The sequence below is a fragment of the Paenibacillus sp. RRE4 genome (genome assembly GCF_031844205.1).
Classification (GTDB): domain Bacteria; phylum Bacillota; class Bacilli; order Paenibacillales; family Paenibacillaceae; genus Paenibacillus; species Paenibacillus xylanexedens_B.
Genome location: NZ_JAUZUT010000001.1, coordinates 3,172,079 through 3,192,298 on the forward strand (window position 1 = coordinate 3,172,079; position 20,220 = coordinate 3,192,298).

A 20,220-nucleotide genomic window follows, 5' to 3' on the forward strand; every position below is an offset into this window, starting at 1 on the left:
TATAAAGATAAGGAACAAAACATAGATTTGTTCATTCCTTACGTGGAGTCTAAAGATCTACAGATCGTCGCCTTTGAAAGAGACACCTTCAACCTTCACATTAACTTCGACTACACGTAGTCCGGTCATCGTTTCTACCGCTTCTCGTACATTCTGCTGAAGCATACGGGAAACTTCATGAATCGGAGTTTCGTACAGGACGATGATGCGCAGATCAATGGCTGCTTCCAGCTGGCCGACCTCTACGCCTACGCCCTTCTGTACGTTTTTACCGCTGAGACGCTTCGCCCAGCCCTCTGACAAACCTCCAGACATTGCGGCGATTCCAGGTGTTTCCATTGCAGCCATTCCGGCAATTTTCGCAACCACGTCATCGGCAATCCGGATGTTTCCGCTCTCCATTTGAAGTTGTTCTGCCATGCCACATCCTCCTTCACTTCGTTACTCGTATTTTAAATCCTTTCCACCCTAAAAAGCAAATTTAACTGTAAAAGATGCGTTTACAACCTGCCCCCCTTTGGTTATATTGAAATATGAAATTAATCGCATAAGTACATAACGTGAATTTCAAAACAAAATATGTTAATAACCGAGGTGTTTTTTGTGAGAAACCGGATTTCATCCTTTTTGCTGATTGCTTTTTTTGCGCTCAGTGCCATCGCCCACTTCTTGAAATGGGATTCGATTCTGCAGTTCGTGATATCTGCCATTTCGGTTATTTTTGTGGCCGGTTTTTTAGGTAAAGCGACCGAAAGCGTGGCTCACTACGCCGGTCAACGACTAGGAGGATTCCTAAATGCTACCTTTGGCAATGCAGCCGAACTCATTATTGCGATTTTTCTCGTAAAAGAGGGCTTGTTCGACATGGTCAAAGCCAGTCTGACCGGATCCATTATCGGTAACCTGTTACTCGTGCTGGGACTCAGCATTTTTGCCGGCGGACTAAAGTATAAAACGCAGAATTACAACGTTTCGCTTGCGGGATTGAATGGCTCCCTGATGATCGTTGCCATTATCGCCCTGTTCGTCCCGGCCGTATTCCTGAACACCCACTCTATCACACAGCGGGATACGAATACACTCAGTCTCATTGTGGCTGGTTTGCTTATCCTGGCTTATATTGCTTGGCTTATCTTCTCTATGGTCACGCATAAAAGCTATCTTGCCGATGTAACGGATGATCAGGACGAAGAATTGCCTCATGAACACGCTCCGGCGTGGTCAAAGAAAAAGTCGATCCTCTATCTCGTAATTGCTACCGTTATGGTCGCCTTTGTCAGTGAATGGCTGGTTGGCACACTTGAAGTATTCACTTCAGAGTTTGGATTAAGTGAGCTGTTCGTTGGTGCGTTCCTCGTGGCCATTATCGGTAATGCAGCCGAACACAGTGCAGCCATCATGCTTGCGATGAAAAATAAAATCGGCGCCGCTGTTGAAATTGCCGTAGGTAGCAGTTTACAGATCGCACTATTTGTGGCTCCAGTGCTGATCTTTGTAAGTTACTTTACGGGTCGTACGATGGATATCGTGTTTACCACCATTGAACTGGTCGCCATCGGTGTGTCTGTTTTTATTGCCAAATCGATCACACAGGATGGCTCCACCAACTGGTATGAAGGTCTGCTTCTGCTGGTTGTTTATGTCATTCTAGGTGTCTCATTCTTCCTGGTATAACCAAACTGTTAACTGACGTCATACCAATGCTTCATACATCAAGAGACAGCCGAGGGATTGCTTTCCCGCGACTGTCTTTTTTTACTCCTACTTCACCATCAGACAATGCAATGCATCTTCAAATACAAAAAAAGCATGCAACGGAATGTGCATGCCTTCTATTCTGACCCGCGCGATTGCAGGCTATTGCTCATTCTTTTTGTTCAAAGCTTCATATAAAATCGCCAAGTTCCGCTCAAGCGCGCTAACCATCTGCTTACCTGTACCTTCTGGAAGGAGTCCCGCACGGACAGCAAAATCAACTTCCTTGGAGAACCCATACATCTGTGTATCCAATACTTCCTCATAGAGAGGGCAGTAGCGGGTAGCCAGATTCTCCATCTGTACTTCAATAAGCTTCTGTATTTTATCTGCATCTTCTTGAAGAAGATTGATTGCTTTCAGGTTCAGCTGGTCCTGCAGATCAGATGAAGTCATGCATCATTTCCCCCCTATGTCCCAAAATCGCGTAAAGACGTTCTACCTCTAATATTAGACGAAATGAAGAGCTAATACAAGAACCTGACCAAAATAACCGCACGAGTTGTGAGCTCTGTTACAGCCTTTTCTCCCTTTCTCTAATTCGCTCTAACGGACATTGCGTTCTACTATGATTAAAAACACCCCTGCCCGAAGACAGAGGTGTTCTTAAATAATGTTATTCAGATGCGATGTTTACATTCAGGCCATGCTTTGCAAATACTTCTGACATCGCTGCCTTCGCTTCATCTGCATCCGGGCCATGAACATGCAGTTCATAACTGTGCGTGCTGATCAGCGTTGTAAACAACCCAAGAATACTTTTTACGTCGATATACTTGTTCTCTGAATGAAGCACGATTGAAGAAGTAAACTTGCCTGCTGTTTGAGCAATTTCCACTACAGCCGCGTTATTACTCGACATAGGAATCCCTCCGTCTTTTCACTTTTGGTATCATCTATTAATTACCACTACATGATACCGTGAATCCGCTTTCCTAGCAACTGCAAAATACAGTTCTATTTCAACTGGTCCGGATTCAAACATTCCAGCTCAGGAATGACAAAGATGCCGTCTTTACGAATCAGCACATCATCGAAATAGATTTCGCCGCCGCCGTAGTCTGGACGCTGAATCAATACGAGATCCCAGTGAATGGATGAGCGGTTTCCGTTATCTGTTTCTTCATATGCCTGACCTGGCGTAAAGTGCAGGCTACCTGCAATTTTTTCATCAAACAAAATATCTTTCATCGGATGCAGAATGTGCGGGTTGAAACCAATCGCAAACTCACCGATATGACGCGCACCTTCATCCGAGTCCAGAATTTCATTCAGGCGTTTCGTATCATTGCTGGATGCTTCTACAATTTTACCGTCTTTGAATGTAAACTTGATATTCTCAAACGTAATTCCGTTATACAGCGTCGGTGTATTATAACTAATTGTTCCATTAACGGAATTGCGTACGGGTGCGCTGTATACTTCACCATCCGGAATATTTTTTTGCCCGGAACACTTCTCTGCACCGATATCTTTGATGGAAAAGCTCAGATCCGTACCTGGCCCCGTAATCCGCACTTTATCTGTGCGTTTCATGAGACTCGCGAGTGAGTCTTGCGCTTTGTCCATTTTCGCATAATCCAGGTTACATACGTCAAAATAGAAGTCTTCAAATGCTTCCGTGCTGGTGTTCGCGAGTTGCGCCATGCTTGCGTTAGGGTAACGAAGCACCACCCATTTTGTATGTTTGACACGCTGTTCGCTATGTACCGGATGGGAATACAGGGAGTTGTACAGTTTCATTTTTTCTTCCGGCACATCGGACAGATCATTCACGTTCTCCCCCGCACGGATGCCGATATAACAATCCATTTGTTTCATACGGTTCAGATCAATCTCCGCCCACGTTTTCATCATCTCTTCCGTAGCATTGCGCAGCATCACACGCTGAACGGTTCGATCCGTCAACTGTACAAAAACGTTACCGCCTTTTTTGCCCACTTCTTCAATAATGGCATTGATCAAATCACGTTCTGATCCAATCATCTCAACCAATACATTTTCGCCAGGCTGTACATCAACAGAATAACCTACCAGGTTCGCTGCAAGCTTCTGAATTCTAGGGTCCTTCATTCGATAAATCCTCCTGTCATCTGCCATTCAATGAATTGAACAACGGTAAATTACGTTACTATTGTAGCACGCACAAGACATCCCGTCAGCAGGCAGTCACAGGTTTTATTTATTGATATGATTTAAAGTTCACATCGGTTACCAGTGCTTCTACATTACTTCGGCTACTGTTATCCGTGTATTTCACCTGACTCTCAGAGGAAAGGCGCATCGGTAAGCTGGTTTTGCGATCGACCGTCAGATGATAGACCGTATGCACCTCAGCCTTTTGAATCAACTTCTGCATCGTGTCCTCGCCCTGCTGCCATACCTTTTGCAATTCCTGCTCAAGTTTCTGCTTACTCGCACCTTTCACTTGACTCGTCTTGTGCATGTACTCTGCCCGAATGGAATTCATCTCATCTGTCAGTTGGTCTGTAGCCCAGGTTTTGGCGTCCTCTGGCGCAAGCTCTATCCGCAATATACGTGTTTGGCGGCCTGAACCATATTCGGATTGAATTGTTTTTTTCATACTATCGATCTTTTCTAATTGCGCAATGGGGTTAAAACGGGATAAGGAGCCACGTAATGGTTCATGCTGCGCCGTTAAAGCATTCCATTGTCCTTTTTTACGTTGAAAAGAAGCACTGAATCCGCTCGGTTGACCATTATTTTTCACCGCATTCAAACCTATTCCTGAATCCGCCGCAGTCACGGCACCTGGTAATCGGGTCTGCAACGTCAGCCGGTCATGGTCTTCCAGCTTACCTTCAAATTTAAATTGATTCTCAAACATTCCGCTGTTTTCCCGTCTTAATCCAGCCTGTCCCTCAAACGTCAACGTTTCTTTCCCCGCTATTCCCGATAATGCCAGAGAAAATATTTCTTCCGGCGTCCGATCATGCTGGAGCATCCCGCACCCTGGAACCATTGCCAGCATCAGGCAAAGGATTAGCGATAAAGAAAACGTAGACTGGCGGTTCAACATGTCTATTCCACCTTTCAGTCATTTTCTCCATAGATTGCCCTCACAATATGTGCTTATACTTCCTTACTATGCGACCAGATGAACCACACGGACTTTCATCCACATACCCGTTCAAAAAAAAGAGAGAAACGACTCCGCAACCGGAATGTCTCTCTCATCGTATTCCTTCCTGTTCCTCTATGACAATTCGATTCCGGCCCCCGTTCTTTGCACTGTACAGCGCCATATCTGCACGGTAAAACAGGGACTCTACACTTACTTTCTCATCCATCCAGTTCCATTCAGCAATGCCACTTGACACCGTAACAGACGGCCTCGTCTCGGCCTCAACTCGGGTACGGATTCGTTCCGCATACACAAGCGCTTGTTGAATTCCGATCTGAGGCATGTAGATAGCCAGCTCTTCACCGCCCCACCTTGCGCAAATATCCTCGGCTCGAACCGAACTTGTAACAATGTCACTGACTTGTTTTAATACTTGATCTCCGGTTTGATGACCAAAAGTATCATTCACCTGTTTGAACTGATCGATATCAACGACAACCAATGAGCCGCAGTAATCATGAGCCTGACGTTCGTGAATAATATTATCCAGGTAATGCCTTACATACAGTCCAGTCAACATGTCCAGATTAGCCAACCGGCGCACCTCGGCATGCAGGGTGGCATTGGTTAGGGCAAGACCAAGATGAATCGATAACATTTGTAGCAACCTGTAGTTCTCATAGGAAAAAAAATGCTCCCTCACATGGGCAAGCAGAATAGCACTCTTCACCTGTCCATCTACTCGAATTGGTGCTGCAATCAGAGACATCGCGCCTGTTAATTCCATGAAACTGGAAGTTACCTTATCAAACTGCGTATAGTCAGATATGATTAATGGCTCTTCAGTCTGATACATGTAACCCGCAATGCCAGAATCCGCGGGATACGTTCTATTCCGAATCTCTTTTACATTGGTCGCCATCACCTCAAACCTGTTCGTACTGTCGTTTAATTGCAAAATGCAACAATAGTCGGCCTGAAAGATGTTTTTAAATTCTTGCTCGGAAAACTGATAGATTTCCATCAATTGCAAGCTTTTGTTTAGACGCTGAGTCAGATCATTGATTACACGAAGTTCCTGAATCAACATATGGGATTGCTCATGGAGTTTTGCATTTTCAAAAGCTGTCCCTGCTGTATCCGCCATCATCGCAATCAGTTGTAGATCGGAGTCTTCCATCAATTCCTCGTTCATTTCGATATGAAATACTCCGTATATGCCCTGCTTGCCTTTGAGCGGCAACCCCACCTCAATGATTCGTTTGTCCAACTCGTCAGCCCGGGAGACAATCAGCCTGCCCTCCATAAATGAGCGAACACAGATATCTTCTCCACGCTCCTGAATAAGAAGTGGCTTAATACGAGGATTAAAGCTTCTCTGGTCCTGAGACATATAGAGCATAATGTGTGTGGAAGGATAGAGGTAGTCCATACTGACAAATACTTCGTCCAATATTGCCCCGACATCCATCTTGTCATGCATACGCTGTACGATCTGAAAAAGAATGGATCTTCGGTGTTCCTCCCGAGCGGTTTGTTCATGCGAGTGCAACAAGTCCGTCATAAATATGTATTCAAATCTTCGGTAAAAGCAGGTGCGGTAATGCAATGCCTCAGATCGAACCACAGCTTCTGACGTTTCGGACCGGTGGGATTCAAAGACCAGAGCAACAAACACAGCAAATATATCTTTATTAATTCTTGAAAACAGCGGCTCAGCAATCAGCAGATACTCCCCATGTTTACTAATTCCGTGTCTAGATAACGTCTGTTCCTTCTCAGCACACTCCAAAACCATCGAACGTACATTGATATCCGAATCTGTAATCTGGCCGGAGTCCTCTATGCACTCTCCTTCCGTATTCCAAACACTGTATGCAGCAATTGGCCCACCAGGCACTGAATCTTTCTGGCTTGTCCAATCCTTGAAGGCTTGTCCTAACAAACTGCTTAAATATGAGAAGTCAAAAGGTGTGATATCCATTTTTTGCATCCACAACGCATGGTCATCATGAGATGGAAGCACAGTAAACGATGTGGAATCGCCCGCGCTTCGCAACTTCAGACTGGCAGGTAAACTTCTTAGATGTTCCAACATGTCAGGCGCTCCTTTGCACCGTTTTTGCATCCTGGGGGATGCATTAATCTGCATCAATTATCGCAAATCTGCAAAATATTAGCGAAACCTTGCTACATAAGATGGTTTAAAGTTAAGATACCATCTATTTTACTCTGTTTGAAGCTTTTTTGCACTCATATTTCAGAAAATCGTCCCATTATTTTAGGCCTAATGACCTATCGACAAATTTAGACGTTTTTCTGACTTTATGTATTGCTTGACTTTACTCCTTTCAGAATGTAGAATAAATTGTTGATGAAGACTACTAAAACGGTCTTTAAATTTGGGCATTACCGGTTGTGTCACCCTCATTCTTTTTGTTGCTTTCAGGACAGCGGCTGAACTTTCCTGATCGTTCTATGCGAGGCCAAGCCCGCATCAACAAATTGGAGCGCAAACAGAGCCCTATATGAACTTTAACTAAAAAGGAGCTACTTTAAACATGGCACGTTACACTGGTCCTAAATTTAAATTGAGCCGTCGCCTCGGCATTTCCCTGAGCGGAACAGGCAAAGAATTGAAACGCCCTTTCCCTCCAGGTCAGCACGGAGCTAACCAACGCAGAAAAATGAGCAACTACGGTATGCAGTTGCAAGAAAAACAAAAATTGCGCCACATGTACGGTTTGGGTGAAAAACAATTCCGCACATTGTTCTCCAAAGCGCAAAAAATGCAAGGTATTGCCGGTGAGAACTTCATGTTCTTGCTTGAGTGCCGCCTTGACAACCTCGTTTACCGTCTTGGCTTTGCTAACTCCCGCGCTGGAGCGCGTCAATTGGTAGCACACGGTCACGTAACTGTAAACGGCAAAAAAGTCGATATCGCTTCTTACCAAGTAAGCACTGGCGATGTAATCGGCTTGCGTGAAAGAAGCCGCGGCCTGACTTCCATTAAGGAAGCTTTGGAAAACCGTTCGCATCTTCCAGCATACGTTGAATACAACGATGCAGCTGTAGAAGGTAAATTCATCCGCTTGCCTGAGCGCGCTGAATTGTCCCAAGACATCGATGAAAAACAAATCGTCGAGTTCTACAACCGTTAATCGTTGCATCACAACAAAAAAAGCAACTGTTCGAGATTTTCTCGGCAGTTGTTTTTTTTGTTGTTTTTGTTGTTTTTGTTATCCCTCCCCAAGCACTCTTCATTACTAGCCTCTACATAACGATAATATGTTTATCTTCCTTTTTTGGAGAAGATCCATCGGCACAAAGAATCACGCATAAGTAGAAAGACAACTTAAGGGGGGCTTCACATGTCATTTTTTCGAAATACCAAGCTTGCAGTAAAGCTAGGATTACTGCTCGGATTAGTGCTCCTCTGTTCGATCGGCGCATTAATTGCCTTTAACACCAAAGCCGTATATGACAAAAGTCTACAATATGGTGAAGCTGTAGCGGAACGCTCAGCTAGTGCAGCGACAAGCGAATTCATGACTGACATCAACCAGGTAAAAAATACGCTCGACAGTTTGAGTACCACCCTGCTGGACGCTTCAAAAAATGGGACGTTGACCCGTCAGGATATCGTAAGGCTTCTGGAAGAATACTTGAAGAAGGACGAAAAGGTTTTTGGTTTTTATACCGGATGGGAGCCCAATGCCTTTGACGGCAAGGATGCCGAACATGTGAGTAAGGATAAGTATGATGATGAAACAGGCCGTTTTATCCCTTACGTTATCCGGGATGGAAGCTCCTTGCATTTTGAACCGCTGACTACTTATGAGGGAAACAGTGAAACCAGTAAATACTATCAACAGCCGAAGGCGACCAAGACCATTTATTGGTCCGAGCCCACTACGTACAAGGTCGCCGGTAAAGAGACCTTGCTCGTGTCCATCGTTCTGCCCTTGCTTGACGAAAACAACGCCTTCCTTGGCATCGTTGGCGCCGATTTTACGATTGAAGGTTTCCAGCAAAATATTGCATCACTGAATCCCGATCAAGGCTATGCCATGCTGATCACAAGTGAAGGACACATCGCTGCGCACGGTTCAAGACCAGAACTGACCAAAGAGAATGCAGAGTTCTCTGCCAATACCCAAACACTTATTCATCGCATCCAGTCGAATGATACCAGGTTCTACACTACGGTTGACGATGGCAAACCAGAATTATTTATTGCCGAACCCGCCAAGCTTCAAGGCTCCGATTCTAGCTGGCATCTAGTATCTGCATTACCCAAAAGCGTGATACTCCAGCCTTTTTACGATAGCTTAAAATGGTCTGTACTCATTGCTATATTAGCGGTGCTGTTGCTCGCAGGAGTAGTCACGTTCACGATTATTTCCATTGTAAAGCAGCTGAACAGAGTAAATGTTGTAGCCGGCCAGCTCGCCGAAGGCGATCTAACTCAGACATTACCTGTAAAATCGAAGGATGAATTCGGAGTCATGGCCACTCACATGAATGACATGATGAATACATTGCGCCATACGATTTCTGTTATATCTGAACATGCCTTATCGGTAGGCTCGACTTCGCAACAATTAACCGCCGGTGCAGAGGATACGAGCAAAGCCGCCGAACAGATGGCACTTACCGGAATGGAAGTGGCAAACAAGGCGGAGAAGCAAGTTCAGGAGTTACTTCATTCCTCCCGTTCGATGAACGAAATATCCACGGGCATCGGAAGAATAGCTGAAGCTGCTGCCGAAGTAAGTAGTACATCCAAATCAGTGACGGAACGAACTTCATACGGAACAGGCAAGATGCAGGAAGCTATCCATATGGTGGAGAGTGCAAACACATCTGTCCAATTCTCCATGGCTGCACTGGAACAATTTAAACAGCGCTCGGAAGAGATTGGTCATATAACGGGTATGATTACCGAAGTAAGCCGCCAAACCAATCTTCTCGCCCTCAACGCTTCTATTGAGGCTTCGCGAGCAGGGGAACACGGACGTGGCTTTGGCGTTGTAGCTACCGAGATTCGCAATTTGGCTGAGCAATCCAGACAATCGGCTGCCGACATTGCCACGTTGATCCAATCGGTTCAACAAGAGGTTCATGCTATCGTTGAAAATATGGAAAAAGGAAGCGCTGAGGTGACTCACATTGCCGATGTGATGAACGAGAGCGGTGAGCTATTCTCATCCATCTCATCACAGATCGCCGACGTGAATCAACAAATTGCACAAGTCTCCACTATTGCCAAACAGATGTCAGGTGAGTCGCAACAGGTCGATTCATCACTTGAGCAACTTAAGACGATTGGCCTTGAAACAGCAGCGCACGCAAGCCAGGTTGCATCAGCTTCGGAGAAACAACTTGCATCCATGGAGGAAATCACTGCCGCCTCCGCTTCTTTGGCACACCTCACACAGGAACTGTTGGAACTCATCCAGCGTTTCAGAACTTAATGAGTATAAGATGCTATATTTTTTTTCAAACAATCTTTTTTATATAAACCTTAAGGCTGGCCTGCTTAGATGCAGTTCCAGCCTTTTCCCTTACTTTTGCAACTCATGAAATGTCGTCCGATATCACATGCTATATATCATAATCCATTCCAGATTGGCAAATTTCGACCATTACTTGTATTTCTCAGGCATGCAAACGGGTCTTTTTATGCTATAATTAGTGCTGTTAAAAGGAGGAAGACACTGAATGGTTGATGTTACTAAGAAAAAGCCTGAAGATCCGCCTGTACGCAAACGTAGCTTTGCACGCAGACTAGGTAGCTTCGTTATGTGGATGGTTGTCCTTGGATTTATGGGCGTACTATTCGTTGGCGGTGCTTTAATGGGTTACGTCAGTTCGATCGTCAAAGACGAACCCGTCCGGTCAAGGGCCCTGATTGAACAAAAAGTCAGCGAAAACTCCATCACAGGCTTTGCTTACTTTTCTGACGGCAGTCCGATTGGTCAACTTCGCACGGAAGAAGACAGACGTCCGGTCACCTTTGACCAGATTCCCAAAAAGGTTATTGATGCCGTGATCTCGATTGAAGACAATCATTTTTACGAACATAAAGGTGTAGACATGAGCGGAACACTGCGTGCCGTGAAACAAAAAGTGCTGAAAGAATCAGTACAAACGGGCGGCAGTACGCTTACGCAGCAATTAGCTAGACGTGTATTTCTGAATTTGGACCGCACGGAAGATCGTAAAGTAAAGGAAATTTTGCTTTCCCTTCGACTGGAACGTTTTCTGACCAAAGATGAGATTATGACCGCCTACCTGAACAAGGTGCCTTTCGGCAATGGTTCCAGCGGATACAACGTTTATGGAATCAAAGCAGCCGCCAAGGGATTGTTTAATATCAATGATCTCGAAAAAATAAATATAGCTCAGGCCGCTTATTTGGTTGGATTACCTCAGTCTCCCTCTTCCTACTCCGCCTTTAACGGTAAAGGCGATTTTGTAGAGGATAAATTTGATCGCGCCATCAATCGTCAAAAACTGGTTCTGCGCCGCATGCTGGAACTTGGCAAAATCACGCAATCGGAATACAACAATGCACTTGCCTTTGATATCAAAAGCTCGCTTGCTCCGAAAACCGTTAAAGCCTATAACACTTATCCATACCTTATGATGGAAACGGAACGTCAAGCAGCACAGATTATCATGCAGCAGCTGAATGCCGACAAAACTAAGGCGACAGGCAAAAGTACAGACGCTGAGGCATCGAAAAAGGAAAACAGTGCCCTGCTGGAAGAGGCTCAGTCACAGCTTCGCACAGGCGGATATCGCATCTATACAACAATTAACAAGAACATCTATAAAACGATGCGTACGATTGCCGAAGATAACAGCAACTTCTCGGCAGATGATCCCGTTAAGGGAAAAGAGCAGACTGCAGCGATGCTGATCAATCATAAAACAGGAGCAATCCTCGGCATGATTGAAGGCCGAAGCTTCCAGGATGAACAGATGAACTATGCGACTCAAATGATTCGTCAGCCCGGTTCTACGATGAAACCTATTGCGGCTTATCTGCCAGCTCTGGAGGAAGGTCTTATTCAACCGGCCTCCGTCATCGACGATGCGCCAATTATCCTGAAAGACGGCCCTAGCGGATACCATATCGCCAAGAATGCGAACAACCGTTACCAAGGCTTGGTAACCGCTCGTAGAGCACTGAATTACTCATTGAACATACCCGCTCTGAAGCTTTTCAATGAGGAAGTTGGCATCGACAAAGCCTGGACTTTTGCGAAAAAGCTTGGCATTACGACGATCCAGAAGCAGGATTATCAGGCCCAGACCGGTGTTCTCGGCGGACTTCAATATGGTGTAACGGTGGAGGAACTCACAAGCGCTTATGGCGCAATTGCTAACAAAGGGGTCTACAACGATTCTTATATGATCAGCAAAATTGTGGATTCCAAAGGCAACATTGTATACAAACACGACAGCGAGCCTGTACAGGCATTCTCGCAGCAGACCGCCTATCTTATGACGGATATGTTGCGTACCGTTATAACGGAAGGTACTGCAGATAAAGTACGAGAAAACTACAAGTATAGATCAAGTATACCGATTGTTGGTAAAACAGGTTCAACCCAAAACTACGCCGATGTCTGGTTTGAAGGATATACACCGGATGTTACTCTCGGTGTGTGGGTTGGTTATAAACAACCGATCAATACACTTGAAAACAAATCACAACGCAAACGCGCTCAGCAGCTTTGGGCCAAAATTATGAATGAAGTGATCGAAACACAGAAGGATCTGTTTGTTACTAATTCATTCAAAAAACCTTCTGGTATTGAAACCAGAACAGTCTCAGCATATAGTGGCAAGCTCCCCACTTCCCTGACTGATAAATTTGTTACTGACATTTTCAATAGCAAATTTATTCCGAAGGAACGTGATGATGCTGTCGCTAAAGCGAAGTATATTACCTACAACGGCGTAAATTACATTCCGCGTGATGAGACACCTGCGGATATGTTGAAGGAAAAAACAGTTGTCAAGCGTAAGAAACCAATCTCCGATCTCATTAAAGAATTGCAAAATGCTTTTAAACGGATGAGTCGTCACGAGTCGCTTGCATACTATCTGCCTGAAGATGCAGGTGCTGATCTGCCAACCGAGGTTGATCCACGCACAGATAACGGCAAAGCACCGGATGCACCTGGCAATGTTCGCATCTCCATCTCGGGAGAACGGGCATCCATCACATTCAATGCTACACCTGAAAGTGATGTTGTTGGGTATCGCCTTTATCGTTCAGTCGGTGGTGCCGGATTCCAGAATCAAGGCCAAGTTGTGCTGACAGGTGAGTCCAGATCGTTCTCGGCTTACGCAACAGCTAGCGGCAACTTTGCATTCTATGTTACAGCCGTAGACGTTGCTGGCAAGGAATCTGCGCCAAGTGCGACGGTGAGCAGTGCAGGCGCTGCTACGCCTGATCCGGAAGTGAACCAGCCTATTGAGGTACCTGGTACGGTGGTGACCCCTGGAGAAACCGTCAGTAACAACAATGCACCAACGGTAGCTCCAAGCACACCAGGCCAAGTGAGTATCTCTGCGCTCTCACAAGGGCTTCGTATTCAGTGGGCGCCGAACTCGGAAGCGGACGCCGTACAGAGCTACGCTGTTTTCTATAGCGAGACTGGTTCGGAACCCTTCACCAAGATTGGCACCACTTCGGGTACCAGTATGGTTTATGGTGTACCGTCATCAACGGGAGGCTGGTTCAAGGTATCTGCCAGCAACAGTGTCGGAGAGTCCGCATCCTCGGAAGCGATACACTATCAGCCTTAATACGGGTGACGAACCCGTTGACAAACCAATATCGTAAACGAATGAAAAAGCCGCATGTCCAGTGTGAATACACTGGCATGCGGCTTTGTTTATGTTCATGTCCTTTTTAACTCAACATAATACTCAATCCTCAATGGTGGATAAGTCACCTGTTGGCAGATCAAGTTCCCATGCCTTCAACACTCGGCGCATAATCTTGCCTGAACGAGTCTTCGGCAGCCTTTCTTTGAATTCGATCTCACGAGGTGCTGCGTGAGCGGACAGGCCCTCTTTTACAAACCGATAGATTTCTTCCTTCAGCTCCGGCGTCGCCTCATACCCTTCACGAAGCGCGACAAACGCTTTGATGATCTCGCCGCGTGTAACATCCGGTTTACCGATCACGCCAGCCTCAGCAACCGCTGGGTGCTCTACCAGTTTACTTTCCACTTCAAACGGTCCAATGCGCTCACCAGAAGAGTTGATCACATCGTCGATGCGTCCTTGGAACCAGAAGTATCCGTCTTCGTCCATATACGCCGAATCCCCGGATACATACCAGCCTGTCAGTCTAAAGTACTCCTCATATTTCGCTGGATTATTCCAGATTTTTGCCATCATCGACGGCCAAGGTGTGCGGATCGCCAGATTCCCCATACTGTATGGCGGGAGCTCTTGTCCACGATCATCGATAATAGCTGCTTCAACACCCGGTAAAGGTCGTCCCATGGAACCCGGTTTAATCGGCATACCCGGGTAGTTACAGATTAACTGCGCTCCCGTCTCGGTCATCCACCATGTATCATGTATTCGTTGACCGTACGCTTTCCAGCCCCAACGTACGACCTCCGGATTCAGAGGTTCCCCTACCGACATGACATGACGCAAGCTACTCAAATCATGCTGGGCAATCGTCTCATCCCCTGCACCCATGAGCATACGGAACGCCGTAGGGGCACTGTACCATACACTTACCTTGTTTTTTTCAATTGTGCTGTACCAGTCCTGCGGGCTAAAACGTCCCCCACGAATTACATTCGTTACCCCGTTAAGCCAAGGGGCGAAAATACCATACGACGTGCCTGTTACCCAACCTGGATCGGCAGTGCACCAATATATGTCATCTTCTCGCAGGTCAAGTACAACTTTACCTGTATAATAATGCTGAATCATCGCATTCTGAACATGGTACACACCCTTCGGTTTCCCTGTTGAACCCGAGGTGTAATGAATCAACAGTCCATCCTCACGCGTCAGCCATTCTACTTCCATATCATCCGAAGCCGCAGACATCTCTGCATCAAAATCAATCAGTCCATCCTCAGACTGTGGGCCACCGCCGACAACAAAAATATGTTTCAGCTCTGGTAATTCGGACCGTTTGATCCGTCCAAGAAGCTCAGGCGTGGTCACAAGCGCAACAGCACCACTGTCCTCCAGCCGATCCTTCACTGCCGTTTCCATAAAGGCCTCGAATAAAGGACCCGCTACAGCGCCCACTTTCAAAATTCCCAGCAAACTGAAATACAGCTCAGGACTTCGTGGCATAAAAATAAAAACACGATCTCCTTTAGCTACGCCATATTTATGCAGCACATTACCAAAACGACTCGACTGCTCGCTCAGATCTGCGAAGGTGTAAGCTTCCTCACGGGAAGCATCGCTGTAGAGCAAAGCCGTCTTCCCACCTCTGCCCTCCAGGACATGGCGATCAATCGCCTCATGTGCCATATTCACTTTGCCGCTGGCGTGCCACGTAAAGTGCCTTTCTACCGTTTCCCAATCGAACCGGCTTCTTGCTTCCGTATAATCGCCCAGATTCGATTCAGACACCACCGTTTGCAGCATCTCATTATGTGCTTGACTCATGCTTGCCAGCCTCCTTCAACTCGACATTTCGATTCCCTTCAGGGTTCATTCGTATTGCCTTTGTGTTGACTGAACTTCCAGTTAGCGCTTACATTAGTAGAGAGAACTTCTCGCCATGTACTTGCCTGACCCAACCGTTGCACTCAAACGGTGTTGAATTGTGAACATTTTTTGTCAACGCAATTATAGCAAATTGGATCAAACATCGTCTACGGCTTTTCATTTTTTTGGTTTTTTGCTATAAGTAGGGGGAGAGAGGGGTATGAACCATGGAGCATATCAAGAAGCATCATATACGTTCCATTTTCAAGTCCGACCACCGAATTACGGTTGAGGGGCCCGTGCCCGCAGAACAGATTATGGAATTGACGTTTCACTCCGATCTGGATGCCTTTCGGCGCCCAACAGAGCAACAAGAAGCCATTGCCGAGATTGCTGCCTTACCCGAAGGGCGCATTATAATTGCCCATGAAAATAATATCATCATCGGATACGTTACTTTTCACTACGCAGATGAGTGTGAACGCTGGTCCGAGGGCAACATGACAGACCTGATCGAGCTTGGAGCCATCGAAGTCGCAGACGAGTATCGCTCTCTTGGTGTAGGCCGTGAAATGCTCCTTACTGCGATGCAAGATACGTATATGGAGAACTATATTATTTTCACGACAGAGTATTACTGGCACTGGGACTTGAAGGGTAGCGGACTATCGGTATGGGATTATCGCAAAATGATGGAGCGGCTTATGCAAAACATTGATATGACCTGGTACGCGACAGATGATCCTGAAATCTGCTCCCATCCTGCGAATTGCCTTATGGTTCGGATCGGCAATCAAGTACCCATGACCTCGGAGGAACAGTTTGACCGTGTCCGCTTCCGTCATCGGTTTATGTATTAAAGGAACAAGTGCGAATCGCGAATGGAATACATAAAAGAACCGCCTTGCAGATCATTCTCCATCGTAAACGGAAAATGCATCTGCGAGGCGGTTTATTCGTGTCTCATTGCGGGTAAATCACGTGTTGTAGAATCACATATGTTCAAGCATGTGCTCAACGATACGATGGGAACGCTGGGAAGACTGTACCGTAAACTCGGCAAAATTCACATGTGCAGAACCGTCTGCCTTGTCCGACATGCTGCGTAGCACAACGAAGGGTACACGGTTCATGTGACACACTTGAGCAACCGCTGCCCCTTCCATCTCCGCACAAGCTCCGTCCATCTCTGTGTAAAGCATGTTTACAGTCTCCTTGCTGGCAATAAACTGATCACCCGACAACACCTTGCCAATCCGATATTGAGCGCCCTGCGCCTTGCACGCTTCTTCAGCGAGCGAAATTAACGCAGGCTCCGCCGGGAATGCCGATGTCTCCTGGTACGGTATCACTCCACGTTCGAATCCCAGTGGTGTTACGTCCATGTCGTGCTGTACACATACGGAAGAGATAACCATGTCGCCTATGTTCAATTCGGGATGAACCGCTCCTGCCACACCTGTAAAAATCACCCGATTCACCTGAAAACGATCAATCAGAATCTGCGTAGTTACCGCCGCATTTACTTTCCCTACGCCTGACTTGCATACGACAATCTGCTTGCCAAGCCACTCACCGGCGACATACGTGATGCCTGTCTGCTTCACCGTTTCAAGCTGTTTCATGCCCTGAAGCAGAAGCTCAACTTCCTCATCCATAGCACCCATAATTCCTATCGTTTCACGCATTGTTGTATCCTCCCTGTTTCCCCGTTCTGTATGTGAGATCATGTCATTACCCGAGCCGTTTTAAGCACAAAAGCTCCGTTTCCGGAGCTCCTGTACAATCGAAATCTATGTAGAGAGAATTGAATCTCCCTTTCGCTTACTTCTTAAAATAATCAATTAACCCGCGTGACTTACCGACAAACGAAGAATGGTTTCATGCGGCAAAATCACTCTTGGATTTTCCACATTTTCTTTCTTCATCAGTTTGGTCAGCAAACGCATCGCTACCGCGCCCAGATCATACATCGGTTGAGCAACAGTTGTTAACTGCGGACGCACCATGGAAGCCATACGAATGTTATCCACGCTAATGATGGAGAAGTCATCCGGTACTTTCAAGCCATCGTCCTGAATGCTGTGAATTGCACCAATCGCCATTTCATCTGTTGCAGCAAAGATCGCAGTCGGTTTTTTCTTAAGCCCGAGGAAGTATTTCATCGCTTCCACACCGGATTCATATCGATAGTTACCGATGCGTACCAGATCCTCTTGATACTCAATACCTGCTGCTTCCAGTGCCTTCTTATACCCTTGGAAACGTGCAAAACCGTTAGCCGGATCCTGCAACGTTCCACTGATCATCGCGATCTCTTTGTGACCGTGACGAATGAGTGTGTTGACAGCATCAAACGCAGCTGCTTCATGATCAATATCAACAGAAGGGAATGTGCCCTTCTCATCACTTGTTGCGCACAATACGATTGGAACTGCTGCAGACTGGAACGCTTGAATGTGTTCATCCGTTACCGTACCACCCATGAAGAGCAGTCCATCCACTTGTTTCTCCAGCAGGGTGTTGATAACACGAATTTCTTTTTCTTTCTTTTTGTCCGCATTACACAGAATGATATTGTAGTGGTACATATTCGCAATATCTTCGATTCCGCGGGCAATCTCCGCAAAGGTGGAGTTCGAAATGTCCGGAATAACGACTCCAACTGTCGTTGTCTTTTTGCTCGCCAGACCACGGGCTACCGCATTCGGACGATATCCGAGTCTTTCAATTGCTTCGTATACTTTTTTCCGCGTTTGCGGTTTGACATTAGGGTTATTGTTGACTACCCGTGATACCGTTGCCATGGACACTCCAGCTTCACGTGCCACATCATAAATGGTTACCGTCACAGTACTTCGCTCCATTACCAGTAAATTTTCATTCCATTTTCATTAAGATTTATATTACGACAAATTATTGCATTAATCAATTAAAATAGGCTCTAGGACTCACTTAAAGTGTTAGCAAGCATCTTACTGGTAATCTCTGAATGGGAAGTATGCCATACCGGATTTCCCTTTTTGACCAGAATAACTTGGGGAGATTCGTGCTTAACACCCAGTCTCTCGGTTGCTTCGTTAGATACCGGGCGATCCTCCACCACATAGATGATGCCGTATTTGACGCTTTCATTCGGAGAGTTATGCAGATAATCATTCATCTCCTGATAAGCATGTGCGCTGATCGGACAGCGGGTACTATGCTTGAACAGAAGCAAGGGTTGATCCTCCGTCGCCTGCACAGCGGAGTTTAGCTGTTCAATACTTGTCATTTTAGTCATGTCAGCCATTCGTTATACATCCCCCTTAATCAGCAATAACGCCATGTGGAGCGTTTTCACTCTTCGATATCTTAACAAAAAGTGAGCAAAAAATCCAATTTTCATGAAAACAAGCATTGCACACGTCAAAACTAGACGGCATTTGAGAAATGCGCCTGCCATACAAAACCCGACAACTGTGCCAGTCTGCGCTCCGTATCCTCAATCCACGCTTTGTCTTCCGCTTTGTGTGCGTAGCTCATAATATCTAGCAATAGATTGATTCGTCCCTCTACCGCCTCTTTCATTCGGTATTCCATCTCCTGATCCGTTGCCTCCGGCCAGGCCAGAAGCTGTTCGTGGAGTAGGTCAGCCAGTTCATTCTGTTCCCCAAAAGAGACATCCTGCTTCACAGGCTGTTCACCCAGTTTGCTAATACATTCTGTCAAATCCGGTTTCACCGGCTGCAACACCTCGTATGATACACAGTCTGCACACGCAAAAACAGGTACATTACGAATTTCTACCTTTTTGGCGTATACGACCGTTCTTAATTCCAATTCCATTACATGTCCACATCTGCACGACTTGCGCACAACCATCACCTCATTCGTTCTTTACTCTCTATGTATGTACCATTCGACCTATTTCCGCCTAAATCCTGCTGTAAACTAAAGGTTGCACAAATTACCACTGTCACCAGATGAAGGCTGTCGAATAAAGGCTGGGGTTGAGTTGAAATCGTTCTATCCGGATAAGAACTTGTGCTTAAGCCATGCTTAGATTAGGAAGCCAAGCAGCGAATCTGGTACAATATAAGACACGATCTGCCAAATTCAATATAGAAGGGGTGTTAACATATGAGATTATCAGGTCAAAAAGTCATCGCGCTGGTTGATGAAGAATTTGAAGACCTGGAGCTATGGTATCCGGTATACCGCGTGCGCGAAGAAGGTGCCGAAGTGCATCTGGCTGGAGAGCAAAAAGGAAAAACATATGTCGGTAAATATGGTGTTCCTGCTACCGCTGAATACAGTTTCGATGAACTCAGCAGCTCCGATTATGATGGAATTCTGGTCCCGGGAGGATGGGCTCCAGATAAATTACGACGCTACCCCAAAGTGCTGGAGCTTGTAAAAGAGATGCATGCAGACCGCAAGCCGATCGGGCAAATCTGCCATGCAGGCTGGGTACTCATCTCTGCCAAAATTTTGAATGGAATTACCGTAACCTCTACGCCAGGTATCCGGGATGACATGGAGAATGCAGGTGCGATCTGGAAAGATGAAGCCGTTGTCGTGGATGGGCATATCATCTCCGCTCGTCGTCCACCGGATCTCCCTCCTTATGGAAAAGCATTCTGTGATGCGCTTGCTGCAAAAGCTGCCAAATAAAAGCA

General features: G+C 46.1%; 17 protein-coding genes. 6 read left to right on the forward strand and 11 right to left on the reverse strand.

The annotated features are described in order from the left end of the window. Positions 1–57: 57 nt before the first annotated feature. A complete protein-coding gene (locus tag Q9R46_RS14195; RefSeq protein WP_090923659.1) occupies positions 58–420 on the reverse strand; it encodes an Asp23/Gls24 family envelope stress response protein in 363 nt (120 codons plus the stop codon). Between the two features lie 159 nt (positions 421–579). Here Q9R46_RS14195 and cax point away from each other — a divergent pair, with 159 nt between their 5' ends. Next, positions 580–1,674 (forward strand): calcium/proton exchanger, encoded by a 1,095-nt coding sequence (gene cax / locus Q9R46_RS14200; protein ID WP_397386351.1) that lies wholly within the window; start codon positions 580–582, stop codon positions 1,672–1,674. A gap of 183 nt (positions 1,675–1,857) precedes the next feature. Here cax and Q9R46_RS14205 read toward each other — a convergent pair whose 3' ends face one another. From Q9R46_RS14205 to Q9R46_RS14225, 5 genes are all read right to left on the reverse strand, one after another. Continuing rightward, the gene (locus Q9R46_RS14205; RefSeq protein WP_090923661.1) at positions 1,858–2,151 is read right to left on the reverse strand and encodes an Fpa/YlaN family protein; all 294 of its coding nucleotides are present in this window, start codon (positions 2,149–2,151) and stop codon (positions 1,858–1,860) included. A gap of 220 nt (positions 2,152–2,371) precedes the next feature. Beyond that, positions 2,372–2,617: an HPr family phosphocarrier protein gene (locus Q9R46_RS14210; RefSeq protein ID WP_090923662.1), complete on the reverse strand. Its 246-nt coding sequence runs from the start codon at positions 2,615–2,617 to the stop codon at positions 2,372–2,374. A gap of 95 nt (positions 2,618–2,712) precedes the next feature. Further along, positions 2,713–3,828, reverse strand: a complete 1,116-nt coding sequence (locus Q9R46_RS14215) for an aminopeptidase (RefSeq protein ID WP_145331929.1) — start codon at positions 3,826–3,828, stop codon at positions 2,713–2,715. 109 nt (positions 3,829–3,937) lie between these two features. After that, a complete protein-coding gene (locus tag Q9R46_RS14220; protein WP_311280467.1) occupies positions 3,938–4,795 on the reverse strand; it encodes a hypothetical protein in 858 nt (285 codons plus the stop codon). Positions 4,796–4,949: 154 nt separating this feature from the next. Next, positions 4,950–6,938 (reverse strand): sensor domain-containing diguanylate cyclase, encoded by a 1,989-nt coding sequence (locus Q9R46_RS14225; protein WP_311280468.1) that lies wholly within the window; start codon positions 6,936–6,938, stop codon positions 4,950–4,952. Positions 6,939–7,401: 463 nt separating this feature from the next. On the opposite strand from Q9R46_RS14225, the gene rpsD reads away from it, so the two are divergent. The 3 genes from rpsD to Q9R46_RS14240 all read left to right on the forward strand — a co-directional run bounded on the left by rpsD (position 7,402) and on the right by Q9R46_RS14240 (position 13,669). Beyond that, positions 7,402–8,001, forward strand: a complete 600-nt coding sequence (gene rpsD, locus Q9R46_RS14230) for a 30S ribosomal protein S4 (RefSeq protein WP_145331932.1) — start codon at positions 7,402–7,404, stop codon at positions 7,999–8,001. A 210-nt stretch (positions 8,002–8,211) separates the two neighbouring features. After that, positions 8,212–10,317 carry a methyl-accepting chemotaxis protein gene (locus Q9R46_RS14235; RefSeq protein ID WP_311280469.1) on the forward strand — a complete coding sequence of 702 codons (2,106 nt, stop codon included), beginning with the start codon at positions 8,212–8,214 and terminating at the stop codon, positions 10,315–10,317. 247 nt (positions 10,318–10,564) lie between these two features. After that, positions 10,565–13,669, forward strand: a complete 3,105-nt coding sequence (locus tag Q9R46_RS14240; RefSeq protein WP_311280470.1) for a transglycosylase domain-containing protein — start codon at positions 10,565–10,567, stop codon at positions 13,667–13,669. A gap of 123 nt (positions 13,670–13,792) precedes the next feature. Here the strand turns inward: Q9R46_RS14240 and acsA are convergent, their stop codons facing one another. Beyond that, positions 13,793–15,517, reverse strand: a complete 1,725-nt coding sequence (gene acsA, locus Q9R46_RS14245) for an acetate--CoA ligase (protein ID WP_145413889.1) — start codon at positions 15,515–15,517, stop codon at positions 13,793–13,795. Between the two features lie 269 nt (positions 15,518–15,786). Between acsA and Q9R46_RS14250 the strand changes: the two genes are divergently transcribed. Further along, entirely contained in the window at positions 15,787–16,419 is a 633-nt protein-coding gene (locus Q9R46_RS14250) for a GNAT family N-acetyltransferase (protein ID WP_311280471.1), read from the forward strand. Between the two features lie 132 nt (positions 16,420–16,551). On the opposite strand, the gene Q9R46_RS14255 is transcribed toward Q9R46_RS14250, so the two are convergent. From Q9R46_RS14255 to Q9R46_RS14270, 4 genes are all read right to left on the reverse strand, one after another. Continuing rightward, complete coding sequence (locus tag Q9R46_RS14255) at positions 16,552–17,247, reverse strand: 5'-methylthioadenosine/adenosylhomocysteine nucleosidase (protein WP_311280472.1); 696 nt, start codon at positions 17,245–17,247, stop codon at positions 16,552–16,554. A 156-nt stretch (positions 17,248–17,403) separates the two neighbouring features. After that, on the reverse strand, positions 17,404–18,411 hold the full coding sequence (gene ccpA, locus Q9R46_RS14260; RefSeq protein WP_090923671.1) for a catabolite control protein A: 1,008 nt from the start codon (positions 18,409–18,411) through the stop codon (positions 17,404–17,406). A gap of 92 nt (positions 18,412–18,503) precedes the next feature. After that, the gene (ytxJ, locus tag Q9R46_RS14265; RefSeq protein ID WP_311280473.1) at positions 18,504–18,851 is read right to left on the reverse strand and encodes a bacillithiol system redox-active protein YtxJ; all 348 of its coding nucleotides are present in this window, start codon (positions 18,849–18,851) and stop codon (positions 18,504–18,506) included. Positions 18,852–18,973: 122 nt separating this feature from the next. Further along, entirely contained in the window at positions 18,974–19,387 is a 414-nt protein-coding gene (locus Q9R46_RS14270) for a hypothetical protein (protein WP_090923673.1), read from the reverse strand. Between the two features lie 294 nt (positions 19,388–19,681). On the opposite strand from Q9R46_RS14270, the gene Q9R46_RS14275 reads away from it, so the two are divergent. Beyond that, complete coding sequence (locus tag Q9R46_RS14275; RefSeq protein ID WP_311280474.1) at positions 19,682–20,215, forward strand: type 1 glutamine amidotransferase domain-containing protein; 534 nt, start codon at positions 19,682–19,684, stop codon at positions 20,213–20,215. Positions 20,216–20,220 lie beyond the last annotated feature (5 nt).

Excerpts from the sequence above, each read along its gene's own strand:
- ytxJ (WP_311280473.1), bottom strand. The coding sequence starts at position 18,851 with ATGGCTGACATGACTAAAATGACAAGTATTGAACAGCTAAACTCCGCT.
- Q9R46_RS14220 (WP_311280467.1), bottom strand. The coding sequence starts at position 4,795 with ATGTTGAACCGCCAGTCTACGTTTTCTTTATCGCTAATCCTTTGCCTG.
- acsA (WP_145413889.1), bottom strand. The coding sequence starts at position 15,517 with ATGAGTCAAGCACATAATGAGATGCTGCAAACGGTGGTGTCTGAATCG.
- Q9R46_RS14235 (WP_311280469.1), top strand. The coding sequence starts at position 8,212 with ATGTCATTTTTTCGAAATACCAAGCTTGCAGTAAAGCTAGGATTACTG.
- rpsD (WP_145331932.1), top strand. The coding sequence starts at position 7,402 with ATGGCACGTTACACTGGTCCTAAATTTAAATTGAGCCGTCGCCTCGGC.
- Q9R46_RS14215 (WP_145331929.1), bottom strand. The coding sequence starts at position 3,828 with ATGAAGGACCCTAGAATTCAGAAGCTTGCAGCGAACCTGGTAGGTTAT.
- Q9R46_RS14195 (WP_090923659.1), bottom strand. The coding sequence starts at position 420 with ATGGCAGAACAACTTCAAATGGAGAGCGGAAACATCCGGATTGCCGAT.
- Q9R46_RS14205 (WP_090923661.1), bottom strand. The coding sequence starts at position 2,151 with ATGACTTCATCTGATCTGCAGGACCAGCTGAACCTGAAAGCAATCAAT.
- Q9R46_RS14255 (WP_311280472.1), bottom strand. The coding sequence starts at position 17,247 with ATGCGTGAAACGATAGGAATTATGGGTGCTATGGATGAGGAAGTTGAG.
- Q9R46_RS14225 (WP_311280468.1), bottom strand. The coding sequence starts at position 6,938 with ATGTTGGAACATCTAAGAAGTTTACCTGCCAGTCTGAAGTTGCGAAGC.
- cax (WP_397386351.1), top strand. The coding sequence starts at position 580 with ATGTTAATAACCGAGGTGTTTTTTGTGAGAAACCGGATTTCATCCTTT.
- Q9R46_RS14240 (WP_311280470.1), top strand. The coding sequence starts at position 10,565 with ATGGTTGATGTTACTAAGAAAAAGCCTGAAGATCCGCCTGTACGCAAA.
- Q9R46_RS14275 (WP_311280474.1), top strand. The coding sequence starts at position 19,682 with ATGAGATTATCAGGTCAAAAAGTCATCGCGCTGGTTGATGAAGAATTT.
- Q9R46_RS14250 (WP_311280471.1), top strand. The coding sequence starts at position 15,787 with ATGGAGCATATCAAGAAGCATCATATACGTTCCATTTTCAAGTCCGAC.
- Q9R46_RS14210 (WP_090923662.1), bottom strand. The coding sequence starts at position 2,617 with ATGTCGAGTAATAACGCGGCTGTAGTGGAAATTGCTCAAACAGCAGGC.
- Q9R46_RS14270 (WP_090923673.1), bottom strand. The coding sequence starts at position 19,387 with ATGGAATTGGAATTAAGAACGGTCGTATACGCCAAAAAGGTAGAAATT.